This is a genomic window from Burkholderia sp. 9775_39, assembly GCF_015712225.1.
Lineage (GTDB): Bacteria > Pseudomonadota > Gammaproteobacteria > Burkholderiales > Burkholderiaceae > Burkholderia > Burkholderia cenocepacia.
The window spans coordinates 39545-64767 of the sequence record NZ_JACCQC010000012.1 but is presented as its reverse complement, the minus strand read 5'-3'; the positions used below and the strand labels follow the sequence as shown (position 1 = coordinate 64767).

The 25223-nt window shown below is 67.1% G+C and carries 20 protein-coding genes and 1 pseudogene; 11 read left to right on the top strand and 10 right to left on the bottom strand.

Features of this window, described 5'->3' with window-relative positions; genetic code table 11:
- Positions 1-4: 4 nt before the first annotated feature.
- The 3 genes from tagF to H0X90_RS17775 form a co-directional block, all read right to left on the bottom strand.
- On the bottom strand, positions 5-994 hold the full coding sequence (tagF, locus tag H0X90_RS17785) for a type VI secretion system-associated protein TagF (RefSeq protein WP_006483243.1): 990 nt from the start codon (positions 992-994) through the stop codon (positions 5-7).
- Positions 991-4935, bottom strand: coding sequence for a type VI secretion system membrane subunit TssM (gene tssM / locus H0X90_RS17780; protein ID WP_077188947.1), 3945 nt, complete (start codon positions 4933-4935; stop codon positions 991-993). The genes tagF and tssM overlap by 4 nt, the downstream gene beginning before the upstream one ends.
- A 301-nt stretch (positions 4936-5236) precedes the next feature.
- Positions 5237-6082: a M15 family metallopeptidase gene (locus H0X90_RS17775; protein ID WP_006488977.1), complete on the bottom strand. Its 846-nt coding sequence runs from the start codon at positions 6080-6082 to the stop codon at positions 5237-5239.
- Positions 6083-6203: 121 nt separating this feature from the next.
- Here H0X90_RS17775 and H0X90_RS17770 point away from each other — a divergent pair, with 121 nt between their 5' ends.
- A complete protein-coding gene (locus tag H0X90_RS17770) occupies positions 6204-7196 on the top strand; it encodes a phage tail protein (protein WP_077188948.1) in 993 nt (330 codons plus the stop codon).
- A gap of 211 nt (positions 7197-7407) precedes the next feature.
- A pseudogene (locus H0X90_RS17765) lies at positions 7408-8432 on the top strand (transporter).
- A 27-nt stretch (positions 8433-8459) separates the two neighbouring features.
- Here the strand turns inward: H0X90_RS17765 and H0X90_RS17760 are convergent.
- Together H0X90_RS17760 and H0X90_RS17755 are read right to left on the bottom strand one after the other, a co-directional pair.
- Complete coding sequence (locus tag H0X90_RS17760; RefSeq protein ID WP_011694128.1) at positions 8460-8612, bottom strand: DUF1427 family protein; 153 nt, start codon at positions 8610-8612, stop codon at positions 8460-8462.
- 23 nt (positions 8613-8635) lie between these two features.
- Positions 8636-9613: a zinc-binding alcohol dehydrogenase family protein gene (locus H0X90_RS17755; protein WP_034201070.1), complete on the bottom strand. Its 978-nt coding sequence runs from the start codon at positions 9611-9613 to the stop codon at positions 8636-8638.
- Positions 9614-9774: 161 nt separating this feature from the next.
- Here H0X90_RS17755 and H0X90_RS17750 point away from each other — a divergent pair, with 161 nt between their 5' ends.
- Entirely contained in the window at positions 9775-10695 is a 921-nt protein-coding gene (locus H0X90_RS17750) for a LysR family transcriptional regulator (protein WP_077188949.1), read from the top strand.
- Between the two features lie 122 nt (positions 10696-10817).
- Here the strand turns inward: H0X90_RS17750 and H0X90_RS17745 are convergent, their stop codons facing one another.
- Positions 10818-12986, bottom strand: a complete 2169-nt coding sequence (locus H0X90_RS17745; protein ID WP_006481916.1) for a M1 family metallopeptidase — start codon at positions 12984-12986, stop codon at positions 10818-10820.
- 642 nt (positions 12987-13628) lie between these two features.
- Between H0X90_RS17745 and H0X90_RS17740 the strand changes: the two genes are divergently transcribed.
- The 4 genes from H0X90_RS17740 (at position 13629) to H0X90_RS17725 (ending at position 16861) form a co-directional block, all read left to right on the top strand.
- On the top strand, positions 13629-14123 hold the full coding sequence (locus H0X90_RS17740; protein WP_077188950.1) for an LEA type 2 family protein: 495 nt from the start codon (positions 13629-13631) through the stop codon (positions 14121-14123).
- 154 nt (positions 14124-14277) lie between these two features.
- Positions 14278-14610, top strand: a complete 333-nt coding sequence (locus H0X90_RS17735; RefSeq protein ID WP_006481923.1) for a YegP family protein — start codon at positions 14278-14280, stop codon at positions 14608-14610.
- Positions 14611-14747: 137 nt separating this feature from the next.
- Positions 14748-15881 (top strand): class I SAM-dependent methyltransferase, encoded by a 1134-nt coding sequence (locus H0X90_RS17730; protein ID WP_077188951.1) that lies wholly within the window; start codon positions 14748-14750, stop codon positions 15879-15881.
- An 89-nt stretch (positions 15882-15970) separates the two neighbouring features.
- Positions 15971-16861, top strand: coding sequence for an SAM-dependent methyltransferase (locus H0X90_RS17725; RefSeq protein ID WP_077188962.1), 891 nt, complete (start codon positions 15971-15973; stop codon positions 16859-16861).
- Positions 16862-16921: 60 nt separating this feature from the next.
- Here the strand turns inward: H0X90_RS17725 and H0X90_RS17720 are convergent, their stop codons facing one another.
- Together H0X90_RS17720 and H0X90_RS17715 are read right to left on the bottom strand one after the other, a co-directional pair.
- Positions 16922-17494: a DUF1415 domain-containing protein gene (locus tag H0X90_RS17720; RefSeq protein WP_006477075.1), complete on the bottom strand. Its 573-nt coding sequence runs from the start codon at positions 17492-17494 to the stop codon at positions 16922-16924.
- A 76-nt stretch (positions 17495-17570) separates the two neighbouring features.
- A complete protein-coding gene (locus tag H0X90_RS17715; RefSeq protein WP_077188952.1) occupies positions 17571-18191 on the bottom strand; it encodes a TetR/AcrR family transcriptional regulator in 621 nt (206 codons plus the stop codon).
- Between the two features lie 219 nt (positions 18192-18410).
- On the opposite strand from H0X90_RS17715, the gene H0X90_RS17710 reads away from it, so the two are divergent.
- The 3 genes from H0X90_RS17710 to H0X90_RS17700 all read left to right on the top strand — a co-directional run bounded on the left by H0X90_RS17710 (position 18411) and on the right by H0X90_RS17700 (position 21894).
- Positions 18411-19694, top strand: coding sequence for an MFS transporter (locus H0X90_RS17710; protein WP_012492315.1), 1284 nt, complete (start codon positions 18411-18413; stop codon positions 19692-19694).
- 155 nt (positions 19695-19849) lie between these two features.
- Positions 19850-20455, top strand: a complete 606-nt coding sequence (locus H0X90_RS17705) for a nitroreductase family protein (protein WP_006482064.1) — start codon at positions 19850-19852, stop codon at positions 20453-20455.
- 188 nt (positions 20456-20643) lie between these two features.
- On the top strand, positions 20644-21894 hold the full coding sequence (locus H0X90_RS17700) for an Hsp70 family protein (protein ID WP_060214744.1): 1251 nt from the start codon (positions 20644-20646) through the stop codon (positions 21892-21894).
- Positions 21895-21995: 101 nt separating this feature from the next.
- Here the strand turns inward: H0X90_RS17700 and H0X90_RS17695 are convergent, their stop codons facing one another.
- A complete protein-coding gene (locus tag H0X90_RS17695) occupies positions 21996-22199 on the bottom strand; it encodes a cold-shock protein (RefSeq protein ID WP_006477070.1) in 204 nt (67 codons plus the stop codon).
- Between the two features lie 420 nt (positions 22200-22619).
- Here H0X90_RS17695 and H0X90_RS17690 point away from each other — a divergent pair, with 420 nt between their 5' ends.
- Positions 22620-24218, top strand: a complete 1599-nt coding sequence (locus tag H0X90_RS17690) for an APC family permease (RefSeq protein ID WP_006482046.1) — start codon at positions 22620-22622, stop codon at positions 24216-24218.
- Between the two features lie 111 nt (positions 24219-24329).
- Here the strand turns inward: H0X90_RS17690 and H0X90_RS17685 are convergent, their stop codons facing one another.
- Entirely contained in the window at positions 24330-25121 is a 792-nt protein-coding gene (locus H0X90_RS17685; RefSeq protein ID WP_006494408.1) for a class III extradiol ring-cleavage dioxygenase, read from the bottom strand.
- Between the last annotated feature and the right edge of the window lie 102 nt (positions 25122-25223).

Here is a 25223-nt window from a genome sequence, read left to right as displayed (position 1 = left end):
GCGGTCAGCCTCCGATGAACGCTTCGCGGAACGCGTCGATGGCGACGCGCAGCGAGAGTTGCGGTTGGTCGAGGTAGCTGACGAGCTTGCTGATCTGGTGATCGTTTTGCGCATGGGCGTCGATCCACTCGGGATCGTCGATGTCGATGTTGTGGGCGGCGTAGGTCTGCGGGTCGACGACGCTCAGCAGCGTCTTCGCCGACGCGCCGTTGAAGCCGATGACGAGCCGTTCGCGTTCGGCGATCGTGCCGATGAAGATCGCGAGCTCGAAGTCGGCCTGCGCGACGAACGGCGCGATCAGCTCGAGCCAGAACGCGGCGACGAGGCTGCGGTAGAACGGATCGACCGGCAGCGGCAGCGTGAGGCCGCGTTCGATGTGCGACGAACCGCTCTGCATCACCGGCCGCAGCAGCGAGCCGAGCGCGAGCATCGCGCCGCGCAGCCGCACCGGATGACCGCTTTCGAGCAGCATCTCCTGCAGGCCGTGCAGCGTCTGGTGTTCGACGAAATCGTTGAAGGTGCCGTCATGTGACGTGCCGGGGCCGCCGATGTCGATCGGCACCTGCGTGTCGCCGAGCGCCTGCAGCGCGCCGGGCGGCTCGTCCTTGCCGAGCAGCGGCGGGATCTGCGCGGCGACGCGCGACCACAGCCGCGCGAACGCGAGCGGGCTGCGCGCGAGGAACGCGACCGGCCGGTCGACCTCCAGCGCGGTGGCGCCGAGGAACGGGAAGCGGCGCATCGACACGTCGTGACTCGCGACCATGTGGCCCGCGATCGCGAGCTTGCTGCGCGAGCCGAGAAATGCGAAATGCATCGGCTTCGCATCCTCGTAGACGATCTTCCAGCGCGGATCTTCCGCGAGCAGCTCCAGCGCCTGCGCGATCCAGCGATCGAGCGTCTGCAGCAGTTGCGGATTGTGCGCGCTCTTCACGAAGTCGCCGCGCGACGGAATCTTGCCGAAGTAGGCGATTTGCGCCTGTACGGTTTGCGTCATTGCGCCCTCTGTGCATTCGTTGCGTTGGCGGCCGCGACCGCCGGCGCGGCGCCCGGCGTGCCGGTGCCGGCTTGCGTCGCGTTCTGCGCGGCGCCCGCGCTCGCGTCGGCGACCGACGACGGCAGCTGCAGGCCGCGCAGGCTTTGCTGCTGCGGCTGGTCGCCGCCACCGGCCGACGGTTGCGACGTGCTGATGATGCGCATCGTCACCGACACGTTCACGCTGCCCTGTGCCCACGTCAGGTCGAAGGTGCCATCCGGACGGCGCTTGCGCTGCGCCGAGTTGATCAGCTTCTCGAGACCGTAGCGGCCCGGCTCGTTGACGAGCTGCACCGTGCGGCCGTCGAAGGTCGTCGCGGACAGCGTCGCGCCCGGCGAACCCTGCGGGTTCGGCCACACGAAGTTGGTCCACTGCGGCGGCGTGTTGCGGTAGCGCAGCTGCTGGCCGTCGATCGCGATCGTGTATTCCGTCGTGCCCGTGCTCGGTTGCGGCAGGATCTGGAACACGGTCTGCGGCTCGGCCGACGCGGCCGCGCTGCCGGCCGCGCCGCCGGCGAGCGGCGCGACCCAGCGGGCGAAGCCGTTGGTGAAGTCCGGCGTGAGTCCGATGCCCATGTCGCCCCACGTGCGGGCGGCGAGCGTGTCGCCGCGGCGCACCGCGAGCGGCCCGAGCGTCGTCCCGACGAACTTCGCGATCGAGCCGTCCGGACCGAACACCTGCGCGATCTCGCCGGCGCCGGCCTCGACCTTCGCGTTCGCGGCGAACGGGTACTTCGTCGCGAGCGAGCTCTGGAACGGCTGGTAGACCTGCGCGTTCCACACCTTGTTGACTTCGGCGCTGGCCGGCTGGATCACGACCGCGAACGCCTGCATCAGCGGCCGCACCAGCAGCGGACGCAGCGACTTGCGTTGCGAATCGGTCAGGCCCGTCAGCATCTGCTCGTCGACGAGCTTCAGCGAATCGGCGAGTTCCGAACCGCTGCCGTCGAGCGTCTGCTGCATCAGCTGGCGCGCGCCCGGCCCCGGGTCGCCCTGATTCTTGATCACGTTGAAGCGCGTGCGGACCTTCGACAGCGACTCCATGTAGCCCTTCAGCATCGACGTGCCGTCGTGCGTCGCGACGATCCGCGCGAGCCCGACGAACTCCTGGCCGATCGGACCCATCGGCACCTCGGCCGGATTGCCGTTGATGTCGATGTTGGCTGCCGCCACCTGGCCGGCCTGCGAGCGCGAGAACAGCTGCTTGACCCAGTTCACGACGCCCGTCTGAGCCTTCTTGATCGTCACGTTCGCGAGCGACGGGTTATCCCACGACGTCTGGTCGTACGCGGTCTCGAGGATCTTGCGGATCGGCGAATCCTGCGGGTCGCCGAGGCGGTTCATCCCGTCGACGGCCTGGCCGAAGCTGGTGAAGCCCTGTACCGCGATGCCCTGCATGAACTTCTGCCAGTGCTGCGCGTACTCGGTCTTGTACATGCCGACGAGCGTCTTCTGGATCTGCTCGGGGCTGCCCTCGAGCGTCAGGTCGTCCTGCGTCGACGTGTTGAGCACCCAGTCCTTCGCCTGCAGCTCCTTGGTCGCCGCATCGCGGATCGCCGGCTGCACGTAGTCGAACCACGCTTCACGCGTGAACGTGCCCGGAATCGCGTAGCTGCCTGCCACGAGCCCCTGGTTGCCGTCGCCGACGATGCGCGCGATGGTCATCGGCGCGAAGCGGGTCGACGCGCGGGCCTTGATTTCCTCGTAGACGCGCTGGCGGGCCGGCATGCCGCGCACCACGCGGCGCAGGTTCTCGCGCGTCTGGTCGACGAGCGCGAGGTTCGCGTCGATCATCGGCCAGTCGTTGTCGTTCACGCGGGACAGGTAGAACGAGATCATCCGCTCGGCGCTCCGGATCATCTCGTCGCGCGGCATGTTGCCGCGATTCGTCTCGAGCCAGCCGCGCCAGAAGCGGGCGAGCTGGTCGGTCAGGTGCGCCTGTTCGACGTGACGCTTGTCGGACAGCATCAGGTACGTCTTGAGCGCGTTGTACGCATCCTGCACGTTGGTTGGCGACGCGTCGCTGTAGAGGCCGCCTTGCGGGGCGGCCGCCTGTTGCGGTGCGGTGGCCGGCGCGGTGCCGGACGCGGCCGGCGCGGCGCCCGCCTGCGGGGCGGCGCCTGCCGCGTTCGTCGAGACCGGTATCGTGCCGCCCTGCACGGCGCCCGATTCGGGCGGGCGCGTCATCGGCACGAGCTGCTCGGGGTGCGCGTTCACGTCCTTCATGAACGACGCGAGGTTTTGCGAGACCGGCGCGAGCAGGATCTGGCGCACGCCGTTGTAGTACTCGGTCAGCAGATGCTGCTCGAGCCGGTCGCCCTGGTACAGGCCGAGCGACACCGACATCGGCTTGTCGCGGCGGAACTGTTCGAGCTGCTCGATCCGGTCCTCGAGGATGTCCATCGCCTGCAGGCGCGACTGCAGGTCGTTGCGGCCCTGCTGCAGGCGCGTGACGTTGTCGAGGTCGGCCTGCACGTTCGCGACCAGCTGCTGGTTGCCGATCGTCGACCAGGTCCAGCCGCCCAGCGCGAGCGCGAGCGCCGCGACGAAGCCGAAGAAGGTCGCGTAGCGCAGCCGCGTCTTGGTCGGGCTCGCGAACTGGCGCACCGTCTGGCGGTCCGCGAAGATCACCTTCGAGAACAGGTCGCGCAGGAAGAAGCCGTTCTTCGAGAACGCGCTGTGCGGTTTCGGCAGCGCATTCCCGTCGAGGCCGAAGCGGTGCGCGATGCGCTGCGCGGCCGCGCTGTTGGTTTCGCCTTCCTGCAGCGCGCTGGTGAAGTAGAAGCCGCGGAAGATCGGCTTGTACTGGAACGGGTTGTTCTCGAACAGCGTCGCGAGGAACGCGCGCAGCGACGGCTTGATCGTCGAGAATTCGAGCGGGAAGCTCAACTGGCCCGGCGACAGCTGGTTGCCGCGCGACAGCGACAGCTGCGCGACGCTGATTTCCTTCAGCCCTTCGTAGAGTTCCTCGAAGTGCGTGTCGAACAGCGCGACGACGTCGCGCTTGTCGTCGGGCTCGTAGGGCAGGGTGGCGCCCCACACGCGGTCGTACTCGTGCTTGTCGCTGCTGCTGAAGAATTCGGTGAAGCCGGTGATCAGGTCGGCCTTCGTGAACATCACGTAGACCGGCGCGAACACTTCCAGCTTTTCCGTGAGCTCCTGAACGCGCTGACGGAGGTTTTTCGCGAGGTTGATCGCGAATTCGGGGCGGTTGCCGGTGAGTTCGGCGATGCTGGCCGTGACGATGATGCCGTTGATCGGCGCCTTCGGACGGTAGCGCTTGAGCAGCCCGAGGAAGCCGAGCCACTCGCTGCGGTCTTCCTCGTGCACCGAATAGCGGCCGGCCGTGTCGAGCAGGATCCCTTCGGTCGTGAAGAACCAGTCGCAGTTGCGCGTGCCGCCGATGCCGTGGATCACGGCGCTGTTCTTGTCCGCGAACGGGAACTGCAGGCCGGAATTGAGCACGGCGCTGCTCTTGCCCGCGGCCGGGTTGCCGATCACGATGTACCACGGCAGTTCGTACAGCGCGGAGCCGCCCGACACCTGGCCGATCTTCGACGTCTTGATCGTCTTCACCGCATCCGACAGGCGCGTGCGCAGCACGTCGAGGTCGGCGGTCTTCGCGTCCGGTGCGAGCGCGGCAGCGGCCGGCGCGGCGATCTTGCCGGTTTCCGCCTGCTCTTCCAGCACCTGGCCGAGCTGCTGGTTCGCACGCTTCACGCGCCAGCGGCGCCACAGCGCGACCACGAGCCACAGCGCGAGGATCGCCGCGAACGCGGTCGCCGCCCACAGGAGCGGCAGCTGCAACATGTCGGCGACGATGAACAGAATGGCCGCTAGCGCGACGATCCCGACGATCGAGAGCGTACGCGGATGAGTCAGCACGTTGAGGATGCGTTGCATAGGACGTTCAGGTTCCGGTGCGATTCGGTGAGGCGACGCAGGCGCGTCGAGCGGCAAGGGTGGCGCCGCGATGTGTCGCCATGCTGTCAAACGGGATGAAGGGGGCTGGCATCAATGCGCCCGCGGCATCGGAGAAGGCGCGCGCATTAACGAAAGGACGCTGTGAGATTTAAAACGGAAGCGGCGGCCGGAAAAAATCGCGCACCGGAATGCCCGATTTTCTGCGTCGCCCATATCGTTTCCTGCCGGGATATTAAAAAGCCCCATGCCGCCCTCATTATTTCCTGTCCGGCAGCCCTGGCTAGCTGCCGCGTCCCAGTTTAAAACCGGGTTTATGGTATTCCACGTGCCCGAGATCCATCATTTTCCATCGGCCGCCCCAGGTCAGGCCGACTTGTTCGGCGACCTGGCCGTACAACTGGTAGCCGCGCATCGCCCACGGATCTTTCTCGGAAATGACCAGCTTGCCGTCGCGCAGGAATGCGTTATCGGCCGCCAGCCCGAATTGGTGATAACTCTGGAAGGCTGCCGCGTTGGTCACGTTGCTGCCCATCTGCGCCAGCCGGTTCTGCCGTTCCGGGCTCCGGTAACCTTCCAGCAACGCCATTTCATAACCATGCTGTTCGTGCATGATCTTGTAGACCAGCAGCAAACGCGTACGGAAATCCGGATCCAGCAGGTTCCAGTCGCGGCTCGCATCCTTCAGCGCCGGGCGGACCTGTTCGACTTCCTTGGTGGCGAAGACTTCCGGCGGCAGCGGCGGGGGCGGCACGAGTTGCTCGCCCTGCAGCAGCGCGGCGATCTTCTCGTCGGGCACGCGCGCCGTGTCGTCGTACTGGAACAATTGCCGGCCGCGTAACGCAATGGCGACCAATGGCGGCGTCGCAAGAATACCTGCCGATACCATAATCATCAAGCGCCGCCGAACCAGTAAATTTTGCACATCGTTTAATGCGCCGCGCGTAACGCTTGCCGATTTAACAATCTGACTCCGCGTGCGCGCGGCGCGATCGTTCGCACGGCGGGTAAGACGGCCGTGAAACTGGGCAACGGATTCGAAAACGGTCGCGCGGATACCCGGTAAAAGCAACAGTGCCGCAACGGCGACGGCAAGGGCGAAATAGGCGACGAGTGCGACGGCAATCAACGATATCCCCGGAAATTGGAATTGATTGTGTTTTGCAATGCTTGCTCTTAGAATCAGGCTGCTTCGAGAGGCCGGGCTATATTATCGCGGTGAATTAAACCAGGATTCAATGAGACGCTGAATGAGTGCGCCGGAAAATTCAAATTCGAAAACTCCGCCCAGCCTGCTGTCCGATACTAAACCGGCGGGCGAGGGAGGGCCACGGCAGTCGCGCATTCTCGCGGATCTGGAAGGGCGTGTCACGCCGCCCGCCGAGCCGCCGCGCCGTTCGCTGAAGGCGCCGATCGCCGCGGTCGTGGCGTTGGTCGTGGCCGTCGGCGGCTGGGGCGCGTGGCGCATGCAGCAGTCGTCGGGCGAGCAGCCCGCGGTCGTCGCGGCCGCGACGGCACCCGCGGCGGCTGCGCCGGACAAGGCCGCGCCAGCCAGCGGCGCCGCCGCGCAGGTCGCGCAGAACGGCGCGTCCGCTGCGTCGGCCGTGCAACCGGCCACGATCGTCAACGACGATTCGGCGTCCCAGGCCGTTGCATCCGCATCGGCTTCCGCCGCCTCCGCGGCGGACAACAGCCGGCTGTCGCGCGCGCTCGCCAACGGCGCCGAAGAGGGCTCGGGCGGGGCGGCCGCGGCCGGCGTCGCCGCCACTGCGGCCGCCGCAGCGGCGACGTCCAAGACCGCGAAGGCCGACGCGTCGAAGAGCACGAAGGTCGCCGCGCACGGCAAGACCGACACGAAAACCGAGGCGAAGGCCGACACGAAGGCCGAAGCCCGCAAGCATCGCAAGGAACAGCAGGCCGAGCTCGCGCAGGCGAAGAAGCGCCGCGAAGCGACGCCCACCCGAACCGCGAAGGCGGCCGGGAAGGACGATCCGGATGCCGATCTGCTCGCGGCGCTCGTCGCGCGCACGAAGCCGGCCGACAAGAAACTCGCCGCGCAGAAGGGGCAGGCCGTGCCGACCAAGACGGCGGCAACCACCGGCGGCTCGCTGGCGTCGCGCGTGAAGGAGTGTTCGGAGCGCGGTTTCTTCGAGGATCAGCTGTGCCGCTGGCGCGTGTGCGACGGCCACTGGGGCAAGGACCCCGCGTGCCCGAGCGCCGCGCAGTCGGAGACGCGGCAGTAACGCGTGCCGCGCCCGTCACTAGGTCTTTCCGGTCAGCGCCGCCCATCGGGCGGCGCGTTGTTTTTGGGGCAGGAGAAGCTGCCGGTATGATGTCGCGTGACACTGTCACGCGCGCGTCACGCCCGTCGGGCATACGTCTCCTTTCCTTACCCGGCGCGGGCCCGCGACCCGCGATGTGCGGCGCGCCGCGTGCCGCACCCCCTTCGACACGATGGACCTGATCGTACAGACTTACGGCGCCGATACCTCCGGCATGGTGTGCGGATTCCGCTTCGATCCGGGCGGCGCCGGCGCGCTGCTCGATGCCGACGCGGCCGCCGCATGGCTGCGCACGTGCCGCGAGCACGGCGCGGCCGCATCGGGCGATTTCGTCTGGCTGCATTTCAATCTCGCGCACGGCGCGAGCGAGCGCTGGATGCGCACGCATCTCGGGTTGCCCGACAGCTTCTTCGAATTCCTGCACGAAGGCTCGCGCTCGACGCGCATCGAGCAGGAAGACGGCGCGTTGCGCGCGATCGTCAACGACGTGATGTTCAACCTCGAACTGACGCCGTCGGAGATCGCGACGCTGTTCGTCCATGTCGAGCGGCGCATCATGGTGACCGCGCGGCTCAAGCCGCTGCGCTCGGTCGACACGCTGCGTGCGTGCGCGACGGCGAGCAGTTCCGCTCGCCCGCGGAACTGCTCGTGCACCTGCTGCGCGACCAGGCCGACCTGCTGATCCAGATCATGCGGCGCACGAGCATCGACGTCGACCGCATCGAGGATCGCTTCCTGTCGCAGCGGCTCACGTCGAGCCGCATCGAACTCGGTGCGATGCGCCGCACGCTGACGCGCCTGCAGCGCATGCTCGCGCCGGAGCCCGGGTCGATCTTCCGGCTGCTCGCGAAGCCGCCCGCGTGGCTGCACACGGAAGACGTTCAGGAGCTGCGCGAGTCGACCGAGGAATTCTCGCTGGTGCTCGCCGATCTGGCGGGGCTCAACGAGCGGATCAAGCTGCTGCAGGAAGAGATCGGTTCGCGCCTCGACGAGCAGAACAACCGGACGCTGTTCACGCTGACGCTCGTCACCGTGATCGCGCTGCCGATCAACATCGTCGCCGGCTTCTTCGGGATGAACGTCGGCGGCGTGCCGTTCTCGGAGAACAAGCACGGCTTCTGGCTGATGGTGCTGCTCGTTGCCGGCTTCACCGCGCTGGCCGCGTGGTGGGCGTTCCGGCGCCGCGACGATCGTTAGCGCGGCATCGGGCGTTGCATCGACGCATCAACGCAGCAGCGCGATCGCGCGTTCGCCGATCACCATCCCGAGCAGGCCGACGAGCGCAACGAGCGGCGGGGCCGGCGAGCGCACGTGCAGCAGCGCGTACAACACGCCGACACCGACGCCCACCGCGAGCGAGGTCACGTAATCCATCATGGCGGTCTCCCGTGGGGCCGGTGTCAGGGCTTGAGGATGACGCGCTCGCGCGCGCCGGCCAGCACCGCGCGATACGCGTCGTGCGCACGCTCGAGCGGGTACACGTAGTCGTCACCGATCGGGAACGGGCGCAGCGTGCCGTTGCCGAAGCCGGGCGCGAGCGTATCGAGGATCTGCGCGACCGCGGCCGCGCCGAGCTGCAGCGAATCGATGCCCACGAACGTGTGCTGGCCGCGATAGAACGCGAAGATGTCGAACGGCACGCTGCGCTCGATCGTCGAGATGAAGATCTGTCGCGCGCCGATCGCCATCGACGCGTTCGCCGCTTCGAAATACGGGCTGCCGACCGTGTTGTAGACGATGTCCGCGCCGTGGCCGCCGGTCAACTCGCGTACCGCGTCGGCCACCGTCCGGCTCGATGCGTCGATCATGGGGACGTCGCCCGACGCATGGCCGCGATAGGCGCCGGGCCCGCGCTCGACGCCGATCACGGTCGCGCCGCGTGCGGTGGCGAGCTGGATCGCGGCCTGACCGACCTTGCCGTTCGCGCCGAACACGAGCACGACGTCGTCGGCCGTCGGCATGCCGGCCCGGCGCAGGCCTTCGTACGCGGTGACGAACGGCACGCCCACGCCGGCCGCCTCGTCGAGCGTCAGCACGCCCGGCTTGCGGCGCACGTGCGCGGCGTCCAGTACGAGCCATTCCGCATGCGAACCGTCGCGCCCGACGCCGAGATCGCCACCCGAGCCCCACACCGGCGCGCCGATCCAGTTGTCGGGGCCGCTGCGCACGATGCCGGCCCAGTCGCGCCCCGGCGTGCGCGGCCACACCGCATGCGGCATGCGGCCGAGCGCGGCCTTCACGTCGCTCGGGTTCACGCCGGCCGCGCGCACCTCGATCAGCATCTGGCCGTCGGCCGGTACGGGCGGGGCGATGTCCCGGACCCGCGCGTCGAGCGACTCGATGTCGGCGGCGGGGCTGTCGAAGCGGATGCTGCGCATGATGATCTCCGTGAACGATGGCGGCTGCCCGGCCCGGCGGGCCGGCGCGTGCGGTGGATGAAACCGGTCAATGCAGTCTAGTGGGCCCGGTTTGACGCGGAAACGTGCAAAGGCGGATGATTGTTTTGCGTATTCCGCATAGCCAATCCACAGGCTCACGAATGAACGACTTCCTTTCCCCGCACCTCGCGCTGTTCGTCGACGTGGTCGACCAGCAGAGCTTCTCGGCGGCCGCGCGCCGGCTCGGCGTCGCCGCGTCGTCGGTCACGCGGCGCATCGACCGGCTCGAGACGCAGCTCGGCATCCGTCTCCTGCATCGCACCACGCACGCGCTGCGGCCGACCGAGGCCGGGCAACTGCTGTACGGGCGCGCGACCCGGATGCTGGCCGAGCTGCGCGGATTGCAGGAAGACCTGCACAGCCAGCACGACGAACCGGGCGGGCTGCTGCGCGTCGACTGCCCGGCGCCCTTCGGCCGGCGGCACCTGATGGCCGCGCTGGCCGCGTTCATGCAGCGCTATCCGGCGCTGCAGGTCGACCTCGTGCTGACCGACAGCATGGTCGACCTGCAGGGCGCGCGGCTGGGTTCCGACGTCGATCTCGCGGTGCGCATCGGCCCGCTCGAGGACACGCGTTTCGTCGCGACGGTGCTGGCGCCGCAGCGGCGCGTGCTGTGCGCGAGCGCGGCCTACCTCGCCCGGCGCGGCGAGCCCGCATCGCCCGACGCGCTCGCCGGCCATGACTGTCTCGCATGGCATGGCGCGCCGCCGCCCGGCGCGTGGCGCTTCGGCGAGCGCCGTCACGTGCCGGCGCAGCCGCGGTTTCGCAGCAATCATTCGGAAGCGTTGCTCGAGGCGGCCATCGACGGGCTCGGTCTCGCGCACCTGCCGACCTGGCTCGCGGCGGACGCGCTGCGCGACGGACGGTTGCGCGCGCTGTTGCCGCAGTACGCGGCGGCGCCCGAGCCGGCGACGATCCACGTGCTGCGTCAGCAGGCGCGCGGCAGTGCGCGCACGTCGCGGCTCGTCGCGTTCCTCGCCACGTGGTTCGCGCAGCCGGCGTGGGACGCCGCGTGGGCGTGACGACGGGCGAACGTCGCGCCCCATGAAAAAAGGGCCTCGCATGCGAGGCCCGTCAACAGGTCGGAGAAACCGGTACGCCGGCCGGCGCCGCGGGTCGCGCGGCACCGGCCGGACGCGCACCGTTACTGCGTGACTACCTTGCGCGGCTTGAAGATGCCCTGGTATTGCAGGGCCGGGCGTTGCTTCGTCACCGGTTCGATGCCGCCGAAGCTCGGCGTCTGGCGCAGCTTCATCGCGGCCGGCGAAGCGACCGAACCGATCGACGTCGAGCGCGAAGCCGGCGCGAGGTTGTTCGCGACGAGCAGCGCCGCTTCGCTCTTCAGGTTCGCCAGCAGCACCGGATCGGTGGAGCTGTTGATCTGCGTGAGCAGCCCGCTCCAGGCCGCGTCGCTGTAGTTCACGACGTAGTAGTCGAGACCGCTCGGGTCGGCGACCACGCCCGTGCAGCCGTCGATCCGCGTCTGCGTCTGCGTGTCCTTCAGCGCGAGCGTCGTGCGTTTCGCGAGACCCTGGCCGTACGCGAGCGTGAGCGGCACCGTCCACTGCAGGCCCGGATACGCGTTCTTGTTCGGGAACGGCTGCTGTTTCAGCGTGACGACCGTCTGGTTCTTCGTCAGGTCGCATTGCGTGTCGAGCGAGATCAGCGGCACGCCGGTCTGGCGCACGTAGCTGTCGCCGATCGGGCCGACCGCCTGGCCGCTTTCCTTCGACAGCGCATCCCACAGACGCTTCGGCGTCCCGTTGCCGAACGAGTAGTCGACCAGGTACTGCTGCAGGCCCTTACGCAGCGTCTGCTCGCCGAGATAGTTCTCGAGCGTCTTCAGCACGTGGCCGCCCTTGTCGTACGTGAACGCGCTGGCGCTCAGCACGAAGTCGTTCGACGCCCAGTCGTTGAAGTTCGGCGCGACCGGGAATGCGTTCGGGCCGATGTCACGATTGATCACGCGATACTTGTTCTTCACCTGGTCGAGCCAGCTGAACTCGTCGGGGAAGAACTGGATCGTCGTCTTCGTCTCGAAGAACGTCGCGAACGATTCGTTGAGCCACACGTTGTCCCACCAGTCGGTGGTCACGAGATCGCCGAACCACTGGTGCGCCACTTCGTGCGTCAGCACTTCGTTGCCGTAGTGCGACATCGGCTGACCCGGCTGCGGCAGGATGTCGTCGGCGAACTCGAGGATCGAGCCCCAGTTCTCCATCCCGCCGAAGTTCAGGTCCTTCTGCTCCTTGAACGCATCGTTCGCGGCCACCGTGTCGAACTTCGTGAGCGGCAGCGGGATGCCCGTGTAGCGGTAGTAGTAGTCGAGCGCCTGCTTGGTGCGGTCCATCGCCGGCTTCGCCCACTCGCTCATGCCCGGCGGCGTGAACACGCGCAGGTGCAGGCCGCCCTTGCCGCCCGGCAGCGGGCTCGTGAAGTCGTCCTCGTAGGTGTCGAACATGCCGCCGCCGAAGAACAGCAGGTACGACGGCATCGGCGGGGTCTTCTCGAACTGCACGAGCTTGTAGCCGCCGCCGACGTTGGTCGACGGCTTCTCGGCCGCGTTCGACACGACGCGCCAGCTTTGCGGCACTTCGGCCGTCACTTCATAGGTCGGGCGGAACGCCGGCTCGTCCCAGCCGGGGAACCACTGGCGCGACAGGTTGGTTTCGCCCTGCGTCAGGATCGCGCCGCTCGTCTTGCCGTCGGTGCCCTTCAGGTCGACGCGGAACACGCCTTCCGCGGCCGAGCAGCCCGGATACGGATCGTCGCCGCAGCTGCCGCCCGTGTGGTTGACCGGATCGTCATACGACTTGAAGTTGATGATGCCCGACCACTCCATGTGCAGCGAATAGTTGCCCGGCGAGATCGAGCCGCTCACGGGGCGCAGCTGATAGAAGTCGCCCTTGTCCTGCGGCGTCGCGATCAGCTGGATGTTGCCCGGCTGCAGCGTGATGCGGCCGTTGGTGAACTTGATCCGGTGGCCGGCGATCACGATGTTGTTGACCGGCTTGAGCACCTTGATCTCGACGTCGGCGCGGCCGTCGAACGCGTTCAGCGCTTCGTTCGGGCGGAACCACAGCCGGTAGTTCACGGGCACCACGGTGTCCGGCAATTCGACGGGCGAGACGCTCTTGTCGACGTTCGATGCGCTCGGCGGCGCGGCGACGGTGGGCGACGAGCCCGTATGCGGCGCGCCGGCGGAGCTGAGCGCGGAAGCGGAGCCCGCACCGCCGTCGTCGCCGCCGCACCCGGCGAGCGCGAGTGCGGCGACGAGCGGCAGATAACGCATCTTGCGAATATGGATCGACATGACTGAAACCTCGATTGTTGAAAGAATCGTTCAGTGCTGCGAAAACGCCGGCAAAAGCAATCCCCTCGCCGTTTAATCAACAGCGAAAAAATGCCAATGACGGATTATTCGAAAAGACGGCGGCCGACTACGTGAAGGTAATCATGGTTTACTGCCCCCTCTGGATTTCCGGATGTCGGTTAACTTGCCGGTTCAAAATGGCCGGGCGCGTGTTGTACTGAATTGATTTCGCGCGCACGACACGGGGCAGCACGCCCGGCGCAGGCGCGCAATCCCTTTGAACCGACGACCTACGGGGCTGGCCGGGCCAGGCCGCAGGACGGAAGGACAGCGTGTCGCCGTCCCGTAAATTCGCCGTCATGCGGCTTCAAGGTTTGTCGGCTTGCTCCAAGGATGCGTAAATATACTTGATGGTTTTGGGTAAAGGAAACGAAAAATTTAGAAAGAGCATCTATTGAATTCCGAGCGCTTCATTGAATGCTGAAAGTCATTAATGCGCTTTCCGTTTAGCCGGAAATTTCGTAGTTTTAATCTATTAACGATCTGCCGGCGCCACGAAAACTACGAAGTCCGGCGAGAGGTTGCATGGTCGGTACAATGCGTCGACGACCCGTTCACCGATCGCCACGAGGAGGCCTCCCCATGCCATGCGCCCTGTTCCGTATCGCGCCGCTGCGCGCCGTGCTGCTGCTGTTCGCGACCGTGTTCGTGCTGGGCGGTTGCGCGGCGCTCACGCGCGAGCCCGTGCGCGTGTCGGTCGCCGGACTCGACCCGCTGGTCGGGCAGGGTCTCGAGATGCGCTTCAGCCTGAAGTTGCGCGTGCAGAATCCGAACGACGCGCCGATCGACTACGACGGCATCTCGGTCGCGCTCGACCTGAACGGCGCGCCGTTCGCGAGCGGGGTCAGCGACCGGGCGGGCACCGTGCCGCGGTTCGCCGAGGCCGTGCTCGACGTGCCCGTGTCGGTGTCGGCTTTCGCTGCCGCACGGCAGGCGTGGAACCTGCCCGGCGCGGCCGCGAACGGCGAGCTGCCGTATGCGTTGCGTGGCCGGCTCGCCGGCAGCGTGGTGGGCACGGTGCGCTTCAACGACGCGGGCACGCTGCGCCTGCCGACCATGCCGGGATGGGGCGGCTAGATCGTTCGGCCGGATTCAACGTCGGTCAAAGGTGTCTGAAAATTCACCATTTGACAGTCTTTAACGCTTATCTCCGCGAAATGTCGATTTTTGTCGGCATGCCCCTTACACTTGCCGATGTCCGAGGGTCGGACATTCTTTTTAGGGGAACGCCATGGCGGCAAAATTCGAACTCAAGAAGGCCACGAACGGCCAGTACTACTTCCACCTGAAGTCGGCGAACGGCGAGATCATCCTCGCGAGCGAGCGGTACGAGGAGAAAAGCGGGGCGAGAAACGGGATCGCGTCCGTGCGGGACAACGCGCCGCTCGACGAGCGTTACGAACGGAAGCTCGCCCACAACGGTGAGCCCATGTTCAATCTGAAGGCGGCCAACCACCAGGTCATCGGCACGAGCGAGACGTACAGCAGCGTGCAGGCTCGCGAGAACGGCATCGCGGCCGTCAAGCGCGATGCACCCATTGCGGAAACCGTCGATCTCGCCTGATTGACGAGATTGCGCCGCGATGAACGCTTCCGGGCGATTGTCGCGGCGCCTGTTTTGCCGGGTCGGGCAAAGCGCGGTATGGTGTGGTCCGCGCGGCGAATTCTCGCTGCCGCTGAGCCAACCGTAACCGAGTTCGCGTGACCGATTCCCCCGTTTTCCACTGGACCGACGCCGACGGCGTCGATCATGCCGTGCGCTGGCGCTCCGAAGCCGGCGTGCAACCGCCGAAGCGCGCGGTGCCCGCCGACGACCGCCTGACCGCCGACGCGGCCTACCGCCTCGCGTGCGAGGGCACCGCGCTCGTCTGGCAGGGCGACTTCCAGAACGCACGCCAGCTCGTGCAGGCGATGGCGCGCCGTGTCGAACGCAAGCCGAAGAAGGCGAAAGCCGCGGCCGGCGTCGATGCGTTCAACCTGCATCGTCTCGCGCAATCGCAGCGCGCCCGCACGCTTGGCATGCTGCTGATCCCGCTCGACGCCGATTACACGATCCCGCTGCGCCGCGCGCCCGACGTGCGCGCGGCCTGCGAGGAAGCGTACGGCCCCGGCGGCGCGCCGTCGGTGGTGTCGCTGCGCGAACTGCTCGGGCTCGTCGGTGCGCATGAGTGGCGCAAGAAGGGCGTGCCGATCCCGGCGCTCGGCGGCGCGCCGATCCACCCGCATTACGGCGTGTTCTCGCCGGTGCGCGGCGAATACGTCGAACTCGTCGCACGCGCGCCGCTGCCGGCGACGTCGCTCGCGTTCGACATCGGCACGGGTACCGGCGTGCTGGCCGCGGTACTTGCCTCGCGCGGCGTCGAGCATATCGTCGCGACCGATCAGGATCCGCGTGCGCTCGCTTGCGCGCGCGAGAACGTCGCGCGGCTCGGTCATGCGGGCCACGTCGATATCGTCGAGGCCGACCTGTTTCCCCCCGGCCGTGCGCCGCTCGTGGTCTGCAACCCGCCATGGGTGCCGGCCCGGCCGAGCGCGCCGATCGAATACGCGGTCTACGATCCGGACAGCCGCATGCTGCGCGGTTTCCTCGCGGGGCTGGCCGCACATCTGGAGCCGGGCGGCGAGGGCTGGCTGATCCTGTCCGATTTCGCCGAGCATCTCGGCCTGCGGCCGCGTGAAACCCTGCTGCAATGGATCGACGAAGCCGGCCTCGTCGTGCTCGGCCGCGACGACATCCGTCCCGCGCACCCGAAGTCGACGAACGCCGACGATCCGCTGCATGCGGCGCGTCGTGCCGAGGTCACGTCGCTGTGGCGGCTCGGCGCCCGGGCCTGACCGCGTATTTTCGGTAAACTGTCGCCATTCCTCACGAATTTCCGCCGCCGGGCCGTGGTCGACCGACCGTGGCCCGGCGGCGCTTCACGATGTCGAACAAGACCCACGAAATCCGCCCGGAGCAGTCCGTCGAGCTGCTGAAGGAACTGCACATCCTCACCCGCGACGGGAAGCTGAACCAGGACAGCCGCCGCAAGCTGAAGCAGGTCTATCACCTGTTCCAGTTCATCGAGCCGCTGCTCGCCGGCGTGCAGGCCGACAAAGGCCACGTGACGCTCGTCGATCACGGCGCCGGCAAGTCGTATCTCGGCTTCATCCTGTACGACCTGTTCTTCAAGCAGCAGCCGGGGCACGGCACGCCGTCGTTTGCGTCGCACGTGTACGGCATCGAGACGCGCGAGGAACTCGTCACGCGCTCGACCGAGCTCGCCGCCCGGCTCGGGTTCGGCGGCATGTCGTTCCTGAACCTGTCGGTCGCCGATTCGATCACGTCGCCGCAACTGCCCGACACGGTCGACGTCGTCACCGCGCTGCACGCGTGCGACACGGCGACCGACGACGCGATCCGCTTCGCGCTCGCGAAGCGCGCGCAGCACATCGTGCTGGTGCCGTGCTGCCAGGCGGAAGTCGCGGGCGTGCTGCGCAAGAACAAGGGCAAGTCGCTCGCGAATGCGCTGACCGAGGTGTGGCGCCATCCGCTGCATACGCGCGAATTCGGCAGCCAGATCACCAACGTGCTGCGCTGCCTGCAGCTCGAAGCGCACGGCTACCAGGTCAGCGTGACCGAACTGGTCGGCTGGGAGCATTCGATGAAGAACGAGCTGATCATCGCGCAGTACAAGAACCTGCCGCGCCGGCGCCCCGGCGAGCGGCTGAACGAGATCCTCGGGATGTTCGGGCTCGCCGAACTCAACGAGCGCTTCTTCGTCGCGCAAGCCGCGCCGGCGAGCGACGCCGCCGTCGAGCCGGCCGAAGGCTGACGCGGCCGCGCGGGCATGGCGCTCGCGCCGCACGTTGCACGCCGCACGTGACACGCCGCGTCACACGTCGTCGCCCGGCCGGCGCATCCATTCGCGCCAGCCTTCGTGGCCGAGGCGGCGCAGCGTTTCCTGATTCTTTTCGTAGATCGCGGACGCGTCCGGAAACGCGTCGACCGCGCGCGCGATGCTGTCCTCGCGCAGCAGGTGCAGGATCGGATACGGCGCGCGGTTCGTGTAGTTCTCGATGTCGTCGGGTTCGGTGCCGTCGAACTGGTATTGCGGATGGAAGCTCGCGATCTGCAGCACGCCGTCGAGCCGCAATTGCTGAACGAGCCGCTCGGCGAAGAACAGCGCATCGTTGTAGTCGACGAAATCGGCGAACGCATGCGGGTAGATCACGAGCGTCGTATCGATCTGCTGCGGGTCCGCCGCGTCGAGCAAGCGCAGCTCGGTTTCGAGTTCGGCGAGCGCGTCTTCGAGTGTCGTCGCTTCGCTGATCGCGTAGCGCACCTGTTCCTTCACATAGACGCTTTTCGCGAACGGGCACAGGTTGAGCCCGATCACCGCGCGCGCGAGCCAGTGCCGCGTGGCGGCGAGAATGTCGTCGTGCGAGTCGGGGCGGGTGTCGGTCATCGTGATACCAGTCGGGCGGAGGAGCGGCGAGGGCCGCATTGTAGCGGGCACGCCGGCGACGGGCGCGCGCGGCCCGTCACGCGCAGGCGGCTTCGATCAGCTGCGTGACGAGCGCGGGCGCGGTGCCGATCGGCGTTTCGCCGTGCCGGTAGGTCTGGCTCGCCGCATAAATGCCTTCGACCACCAGCGCGAGCGCATCGGCGAGCGCCTTCGGCTGCCGCGCGCCGGCACCTTCGCACAGCGCGACGAGCCGTTTCATCAACTGTTCCTTGTTCTGCGCGACGCGTTCGCGCGCCGGATGCGACGCATCCGGGAATTCGGCGGCCACGTTGACGAACGGGCAGCCGCGATAGTCCTTTTGCGTCGCGCGTTCGGCGAGATCGACGAAGTACTGGATCAACTGCGCCTTCGGCTGCCCCGGATGCTTCGCGACGCTCGTGTCGAGCCGCTCGAAGAAGCACGCGTCCATCCGTTCCAGATACGCGAGGATCAGCTCGTCCTTCGACGAGAACTGGCGGTACAGGCTCATCTTGTTGACGCCCGCGCGCTCCACCACCGCCTCGACGCCGACCGTTCGCACGCCTTCCTTGTAAAACAGCTCCTCGGCGGCGCGCAGCAGGTGCTCCTGCGCGGTGGCGCCGTCGATCGGCCGGCGCGTGCGCCGTGCCGGCGGTTTGGCGACCTCGATGCCCGACATGATGACCCTCGACTTCGTGGTGAATTGCTTGACATGTTACCGACTGGTCACTACGATCGCAACACACTTGTGACCGGTCGGTAACAATCGCGGCCGGATCAACAGACGAATGCCAAGCGTCGGCCCGGGTCAGCCGATGTTGAAATGCGCGGCGGAGGTGGCCTGGTTGGGACGGAGCGGGTGCGACGACACCGGAACCGTCAACTGGAGAACATGAAGATGAACTGGGCAGTGACACGAATCGGCGGGCGCTTCCATTACGGATGGCTCGCGGCGGCGGTGGTATTCCTGATCCTGCTGGCGGCTGCCGGCACGCGCGCGACGCCGAGCGTGCTGATGGTGCCGCTCGAACGCGAGCTCGGCTGGAGCCGCGCGGCGATTTCGCTGGCGATTTCGGTGAACATCGCACTGTACGGCCTGACGGGCCCGTTCGCGGCCGCCGCGATGCAACGCTTCGGGCTGCGCCCGACGATCCTCACCGCGCTCGTGACGATGAGCGCGGGCGTCGCGCTGTCGTCGATGATGACGCAGAGCTGGCAGATGGTCGTGATCTGGGGGCTGATGGTCGGCTGTTCGACGGGCGTCGTCGCGCTGACGCTGTCCGCGACCTTCGTCACGCGCTGGTTCCATGCGCGGCGCGGCCTCGTGATGGGGATCCTGACCGCGAGCACGGCCACCGGCCAACTCGTGTTCCTGCCGATGCTCGCGGCAATCGCGCAGCGCCACGGCTGGCGGCCGGTCGTGCTGGTCGTCGCGGTGGCGGCCGCGATCGTGATTCCGCTCGTCGCGTTCCTGCTGCCCGAGCGGCCGGCCGACGTGCGGCTGCGCCCGTACGGCGAGCCGGCCGATGCGCCGCCCGCGCCGGACGCGACGAAGGAGAATCCGCTCGCGGTCGCGTTCCGCACGCTGCTGATGGCGAGCCGCTCGCGCGATTTCTGGCTGCTGTTCTTCAGCTTCTTCATCTGCGGTGCGAGCACCAACGGCTATGTCGGCACGCACCTGATCGCGATGTGCAGCGATTACGGGATGACCGAGGTGCAGGGCGCGTCGCTGCTCGCGGCGATGGGCGTGTTCGACCTGTTCGGCACGACGTTGTCGGGATGGTTGTCGGACCGTTACGACAATCGCGTGCTGCTGTTCTGGTACTACGGACTGCGCGGGCTGTCGCTGATCTACCTGCCGCATGCGTTCGGGATCGATTTCTTCGGGCTGCCGTTGTTCGCGATGTTCTACGGGCTCGACTGGATCGCGACCGTGCCGCCCACCGTGCGGCTCGCGACCGACGTGTTCGGCAAGGCCGCGGCGCCGGTCGTGTTCGGCTGGATCGTCGCCGGCCACCAGCTCGGCGCGGCATTCGCGGCGCTCGGCGCCGGGCTGCTGCGCGCGAGCCTCGGCACCTACACGATCGCGTCGATGATCTCGGGCGGGTTGTGCATCGTCGGCGCGCTGATCGTGCTGCGGATCAACCGCGGCCCGTCGCGCGCGGCCGCGCAGGCGGCCTGATCGCGGCGGACCGGCCGGCCGCACCGCCGCGGCCGGCCATTGCACGCACGCAGATTTGCATAGCGCGGCGGGATCGGGCGCGCTGTCGCTCAAGCGGGTATGCTTGCGGTTCGCCGGGCGTTCGCGCCCCTTCATCGATGTCAGCGAGGAACCGCATGTCCGTCAAACCTGCTCCCACCACTGTTTCGATTCACGATCTGATCGCGGGCCGCTGGAGCCCGCGCGCGTATTCGGATGAGCCCGTCAGCGCCGGCGATCTCCACGCGGTGCTCGAAGCGGCACGCTGGGCCCCGTCCGCGTACAACGCGCAACCGTGGCGTTTCATCGTATTCGATCGTACCCAGGACGAAGACGCGTTCAAGCGCGCATTCGCGACGCTGGTGCCGTTCAACCAGGGCTGGAATGCACCGGCGCCGGTGCTGATCGCGGTCACCGCGCACACGCTCACGCCGAAGGGCGAGCCGGCGCCGACCGCGCTGTACGACGCCGGCGCCGCCGCGATGTCGCTGGTGCTGCAGGCGCACGCGCTGGGCCTCGCCGCGCACCAGATGAGCGGTTTCGACCCGAAGGCATTCCGCGACGCGTTCGCGATTCCGGCGGACGTCGCGATCGTGTCGATCATCTCGCTCGGCCACTACGGCAACGTCGACAAGCTCGATCCCGTGCTGCGCGATCGCGAGAAGGCGCCGCGTACGCGCCATGCGATCGGCGAAGTCGTCTACGCGGGTGCGTGGAAGAAGAGCTTCGACGCGGCAGCCTGATCCCGCGGCCGGGCAGGCTGCGTCGCGCATCCTGTCCGCGCATGTTCGCGGCGCGCCACGGCGCGCGCCGTCGCCACCGGCGCCCGTTGCGCGGCGCCGCTGGCCGGCCCCGGTTGTGATCCCGCGGGCTTCATGTTAAAAAGCCCGTCCTTTCCGTTTTCGCGCCGGCCCTGCTGCGGCAATTTCCCATGACTTACTGCGCGATCGATTTCGGCACGTCCAATTCCGCCGTGGCGCTGCCCGACGGCGATGGCATGCGCCTCGCGCCCGTCGAGGGCGACCACCTGACGCTGCCCACCGCGATCTTCTTCAACAACGACGAAGAGACGGTCGAATACGGCCGGGCGGCACTGGCCTCCTATATCGACGGTTTCGACGGCCGGCTGATGCGCTCGATGAAGAGCATCCTCGGCTCGCCGCTCGCGGAAACGACGACCGATCTCGGTGACGGCAGCGCGATCGCCTACACCGACATCATCGCGCGCTTCCTGACGCACCTGAAGCGCAAGGCCGAAGCGCGCGCGGGCGCGCCGATCGGTCGCGCGGTGCTCGGCCGGCCGGTGTTCTTCGTCGACGACGATCCGCGCGCCGACCGGCTCGCGCAGGATCAGCTCGAGGCGGCCGCGCACTCGGTCGGCTTCGCGGACGTTCACTTCCAGTACGAACCGATCGCCGCCGCGTTCGACTACGAGTCGCGCCAGCAGGCCGAGCGTCTCGTGCTCGTCGCCGACATCGGCGGCGGCACGTCCGACTTCTCGCTGGTGCGCGTCGGCCCGCAGCGGATGGCGCGGCTCGAACGCAAGGACGACGTGCTGGCGCACCACGGCGTGCACGTCGCGGGCACCGACTACGACCGGCGGGTCGAGCTGGCGGCGATCCTGCCCGCGTTCGGCTACCGTTCGCTCGACCCGGAAGGGCGCGAGCTGCCGAACAAGATCTACTTCGATCTCGCGACCTGGCACCTGATCAATACCGTCTACACGCCCAAGCGCGTCGGCGAGCTGAAGCTGATGAAGCACCTGTACCAGGATGTGCGGCAGTACGACCGGCTCACGAGCGTGGTCGAGCAACGGCTCGGGCATGCGCTGATGGCGCGCGCGGAAGAGGCGAAGATCGGTGTCGCGGCGGGCGGGGAGACGATGATCGACCTGAACGACGTGGAAGAGGATCTGCTGATCGCATTCGACGCGGATCGCCTCGTCGACGCGAGCCAGGACGATACCGCGCGCATCGTCGATGCCGCACGCGAAACGGTGCGGCTCGCGGGCGTCGCGCCGCGTGACGTCGGTGCGCTGTATTTCACCGGCGGTTCGACGGGGCTCGCGTTCCTGTCGGGTGCGCTCGCCGGCGCGTTTCCGGATGCGCAGCCGGTGTTCGGCGATCGCTTGGCGAGTGTCGCGACGGGGCTCGGCATTCACGCGCAGCGCCTGTTCGGCTGAGCGGCGCGGGCGGCTATAAGCCGCCATGCCGGACGAGCGGCGCGCAAAAACAAAAAGCCCCGCCGAAGCGGGGCTTTTTTACACGAATTATCGCGCCAAGCTTAGACCGGACGGATGTTCGCAGCTTGCAGACCCTTCGGGCCCGTCTTCACTTCGAATTCAACCTTCTGGTTTTCTTGCAGCGTCTTGAAGCCTTCGACGCGGATTTCCGAGAAGTGCGCGAACAGATCGTCGCCGCCGCCTTCCGGGGTGATGAAGCCGAAGCCCTTTGCGTCATTGAACCACTTGACGGTACCGGTTGCCATGTTACTTGTTCCTAAAAAGATAAAACGGGGCCGAAGCCCATGGGGTGCGGAAAATCAAGGAAGGGGTAATAGGACCAACCGGAGTACCGTTGATGGGCGAACTACGAAAGAACCAATTCACTCGCCACTTGAAATCCTGCGAAGTCCTTTATACGGCTAATCGGTCTGATGGTCAACCGTATTCCCATGCTCTCAGGGTTATTGCGGAGATCGGGTTTACAAAGCTTGCAAGCGATGCGAATTTTTTGTAGGGGCCGATCGATTTTGGCGCCACGTTCGAGGTGCAACCGTTAAACTACGCGCCGCGTGGACGGGTTGCCCCGATCGGGTTGACCGTCCCCCCAAGAATGCGTGCGCGGTGCTGTCCGAGCCGATCCCGGACCGCAGGCCGACCATGCTTTTTGAGACACAGGAGAGGATGTGAAGAGTTCTATTCAACGGAACATCGGCCCGTTTGCATTGATGCTGACGGGGCTGGGTTCGATTATCGGCTCGGGCTGGCTGTTCGGTGCCTGGAAAGCCGCGAAGATCGCCGGTCCGGCGGCGATCTGCGCATGGATCATCGGCGCGGTCGTGATTCTGGCGATTGCGCTGACGTATGCGGAACTGGGCGCGATGTTCCCCGAGTCGGGCGGCATGGTGCGTTACGCGCGCTACTCGCACGGTTCGCTGGTGGGCTTCATCAGCGCGTGGGCCAACTGGATCGCGATCGTATCCGTGATCCCGATCGAGGCGGAAGCGTCGATCCAGTACATGAGCACGTGGCCGTATCCGTGGGCGCATGCGTTGTTCGTGAACGGCGAATTGCAGACTCTCGGTCTGCTGCTGTCGGCCGTGCTGGTCGTCGTCTACTTCCTGCTGAACTACTGGGGCGTGAAGGCTTTCGCGCGGGCGAACACCGCGATCACGATCTTCAAGTTCCTGATTCCGGGCCTCACGATCCTCGGCCTGATGCTGACGAGCTTCCACGCGGAGAACCTCGGCACCGCGTCGAATACGAGCTTCGCGCCGTATGGCTGGTCGGCCGTGCTGACCGCGGTCGCGACGAGCGGCATCGTGTTCGCGTTCAACGGCTTCCAGAGCCCGGTGAACCTGGCCGGTGAAGCGCGCAATCCGGCGCGCAGCGTGCCGTTCGCGGTGATCACGTCGATCCTGCTCGCACTCGTGATCTACGTGCTGCTGCAAATGGCCTATATCGGCTCGGTGAACCCGGCCGACGTCGCGAAGGGTTGGGCGCACTTCAACTTCTCGTCGCCGTTCGCGGAACTCGCGATCGCGCTGAACCTGAACTGGCTCGCGATCCTGCTGTACGTCGACGCGTTCATCAGCCCGAGCGGGACCGGTACGACCTACATGGCGACGACCACCCGCATGATCTACGCGATGGAGCGCAACAACACGATGCCGAAGATGTTCGGCAACGTGCACCCGATCTACGGCGTGCCGCGCCAGGCGATGTGGTTCAACCTGCTCGTGTCGTTCATCTTCCTGTTCTTCTTCCGCGGCTGGAGCTCGCTCGCGGCAGTGATCTCGGTGGCGACGGTGATCTCGTACCTGACCGGCCCGATCAGCCTGATGGCGCTGCGCCGCTCGGCGACCGACATCGAGCGCCCGCTGTCGATTCCGCTGATGAAGCTGATCGCCCCGTTCGCGTTCGTGTGCGCGTCGCTGATCCTGTACTGGGCGAAGTGGCCGCTGACGGGTGAAATCATCCTGCTGATGATCGTTGCGCTGCCGGTGTACTTCTTCTTCCAGGCGAAGTCGGGCTGGACCGGCTGGGGCGCCGACCTGAAGGCCGCATGGTGGCTGGTCGCGTACCTGCCGACGATGGCCGTGCTGTCGCTGATCGGCAGCAAGGAATTCGGCGGTTATGGCTTGCTGCCGTACGGCTGGGACATGCTGGTCGTCGCGGCGATCTCGCTGGTGTTCTACTTCTGGGGCGTGAATACCGGTTACCGGACCCAGTATCTCGACGAGCGCGAGTCGCACGACGAGATCCTCGAAGGGGTCGGTGCCTGACGCCTGACCTGCCGCCGGATTCGGCGGCGGCAGGATGCAGCGAAAAAAGCCCGCCCGAGCGATGCTCGGGCGGGCTTTTTACTGGCCCGGCGGTGGCGCCCCCGTTCAGGTTCAGGCGCCGGCGCTCGCGAACACGTAGTTCGTCATCGCGAGCACGCGCTGGTAAGTGCCGAGCGACTGGATGCCGAGCCGGTAGTCGTCGTCCGCCGCGCCGAGCGCCGTGAAGACCGGCAGCAGATGTTCGTCGGTCGGATGCATCAGCGCCGCGTGCGGCGCCTGCCGGCGGTAGTCGAGCAGCGCGTCGACGTCGCGTGCGGCCAGTTTCGCCTCGAACCAGTCGGTGAATTCCGCGACGCGCGGGTCCGCATCCTCGGGCGCGGCGCCGAAATCGGCGGCGCGCAGGTTGTGCGTGATCTGCCCCGAGCCGATCACCATCACGCCTTCGTCGCGCAGCGGCCGCAGCGCGCGGCCGAGCGCGAAGTGATGCGCGGCGTCCGCGCGCGGCTGGATCGACAGTTGCGCGACCGGCACGTCGGCTTCCGGAAACATCAGCAGCATCGGCACCCACGCGCCGTGATCGAGGCCGTGTTCGGTCGTCGCGGTCGCGATGCCGGCTGCGTTGAGCAGCGCGGCCGCGCGTTCGGCCACGTCGGGCGCGCCCGGCGCCGGATAGCGGATGTCGTACAGCGCCTGCGGGAAACCGTAGAAGTCGTGAATCGTGTCCGGATGCGCGGCGACGCTCGCGACCGGCCGCTGCGTGCCCCAGTGCGCGGACAGCATCAGTACCGCGCGTGGGCGCGGCAATTCGGCACCGAGGTGCGTGAACGCGCCGGACGGCAACGCCGGGTCGATCGGCAGCGTCGGCGCGCCGTGGGACAGGTACAGCGAAGGCAAGCGGTTCATGGTGGTGACCTGCGAAAGAGTTTGCCTGTGACTATAGGCGCGCACCGCGCATTGATAAATCGGCGCGCTGGAATTTGATTGACGCCTGCTTGTTGATAATCG

Excerpts from the sequence above, each read along its gene's own strand:
- tagF (WP_006483243.1), bottom strand. The coding sequence starts at position 994 with ATGACGCAAACCGTACAGGCGCAAATCGCCTACTTCGGCAAGATTCCG.
- tssM (WP_077188947.1), bottom strand. The coding sequence starts at position 4,935 with ATGCAACGCATCCTCAACGTGCTGACTCATCCGCGTACGCTCTCGATC.
- H0X90_RS17715 (WP_077188952.1), bottom strand. The coding sequence starts at position 18,191 with ATGTCGGGCATCGAGGTCGCCAAACCGCCGGCACGGCGCACGCGCCGG.
- H0X90_RS17740 (WP_077188950.1), top strand. The coding sequence starts at position 13,629 with ATGCCATGCGCCCTGTTCCGTATCGCGCCGCTGCGCGCCGTGCTGCTG.
- H0X90_RS17700 (WP_060214744.1), top strand. The coding sequence starts at position 20,644 with ATGACTTACTGCGCGATCGATTTCGGCACGTCCAATTCCGCCGTGGCG.
- H0X90_RS17755 (WP_034201070.1), bottom strand. The coding sequence starts at position 9,613 with ATGCGCAGCATCCGCTTCGACAGCCCCGCCGCCGACATCGAGTCGCTC.
- H0X90_RS17685 (WP_006494408.1), bottom strand. The coding sequence starts at position 25,121 with ATGAACCGCTTGCCTTCGCTGTACCTGTCCCACGGCGCGCCGACGCTG.
- H0X90_RS17720 (WP_006477075.1), bottom strand. The coding sequence starts at position 17,494 with ATGACCGACACCCGCCCCGACTCGCACGACGACATTCTCGCCGCCACG.
- H0X90_RS17750 (WP_077188949.1), top strand. The coding sequence starts at position 9,775 with ATGAACGACTTCCTTTCCCCGCACCTCGCGCTGTTCGTCGACGTGGTC.
- H0X90_RS17745 (WP_006481916.1), bottom strand. The coding sequence starts at position 12,986 with ATGTCGATCCATATTCGCAAGATGCGTTATCTGCCGCTCGTCGCCGCA.
- H0X90_RS17770 (WP_077188948.1), top strand. The coding sequence starts at position 6,204 with ATGAGTGCGCCGGAAAATTCAAATTCGAAAACTCCGCCCAGCCTGCTG.
- H0X90_RS17705 (WP_006482064.1), top strand. The coding sequence starts at position 19,850 with ATGTCCGTCAAACCTGCTCCCACCACTGTTTCGATTCACGATCTGATC.
- H0X90_RS17710 (WP_012492315.1), top strand. The coding sequence starts at position 18,411 with ATGAACTGGGCAGTGACACGAATCGGCGGGCGCTTCCATTACGGATGG.
- H0X90_RS17760 (WP_011694128.1), bottom strand. The coding sequence starts at position 8,612 with ATGATGGATTACGTGACCTCGCTCGCGGTGGGCGTCGGTGTCGGCGTG.
- H0X90_RS17695 (WP_006477070.1), bottom strand. The coding sequence starts at position 22,199 with ATGGCAACCGGTACCGTCAAGTGGTTCAATGACGCAAAGGGCTTCGGC.
- H0X90_RS17735 (WP_006481923.1), top strand. The coding sequence starts at position 14,278 with ATGGCGGCAAAATTCGAACTCAAGAAGGCCACGAACGGCCAGTACTAC.
- H0X90_RS17725 (WP_077188962.1), top strand. The coding sequence starts at position 15,971 with ATGTCGAACAAGACCCACGAAATCCGCCCGGAGCAGTCCGTCGAGCTG.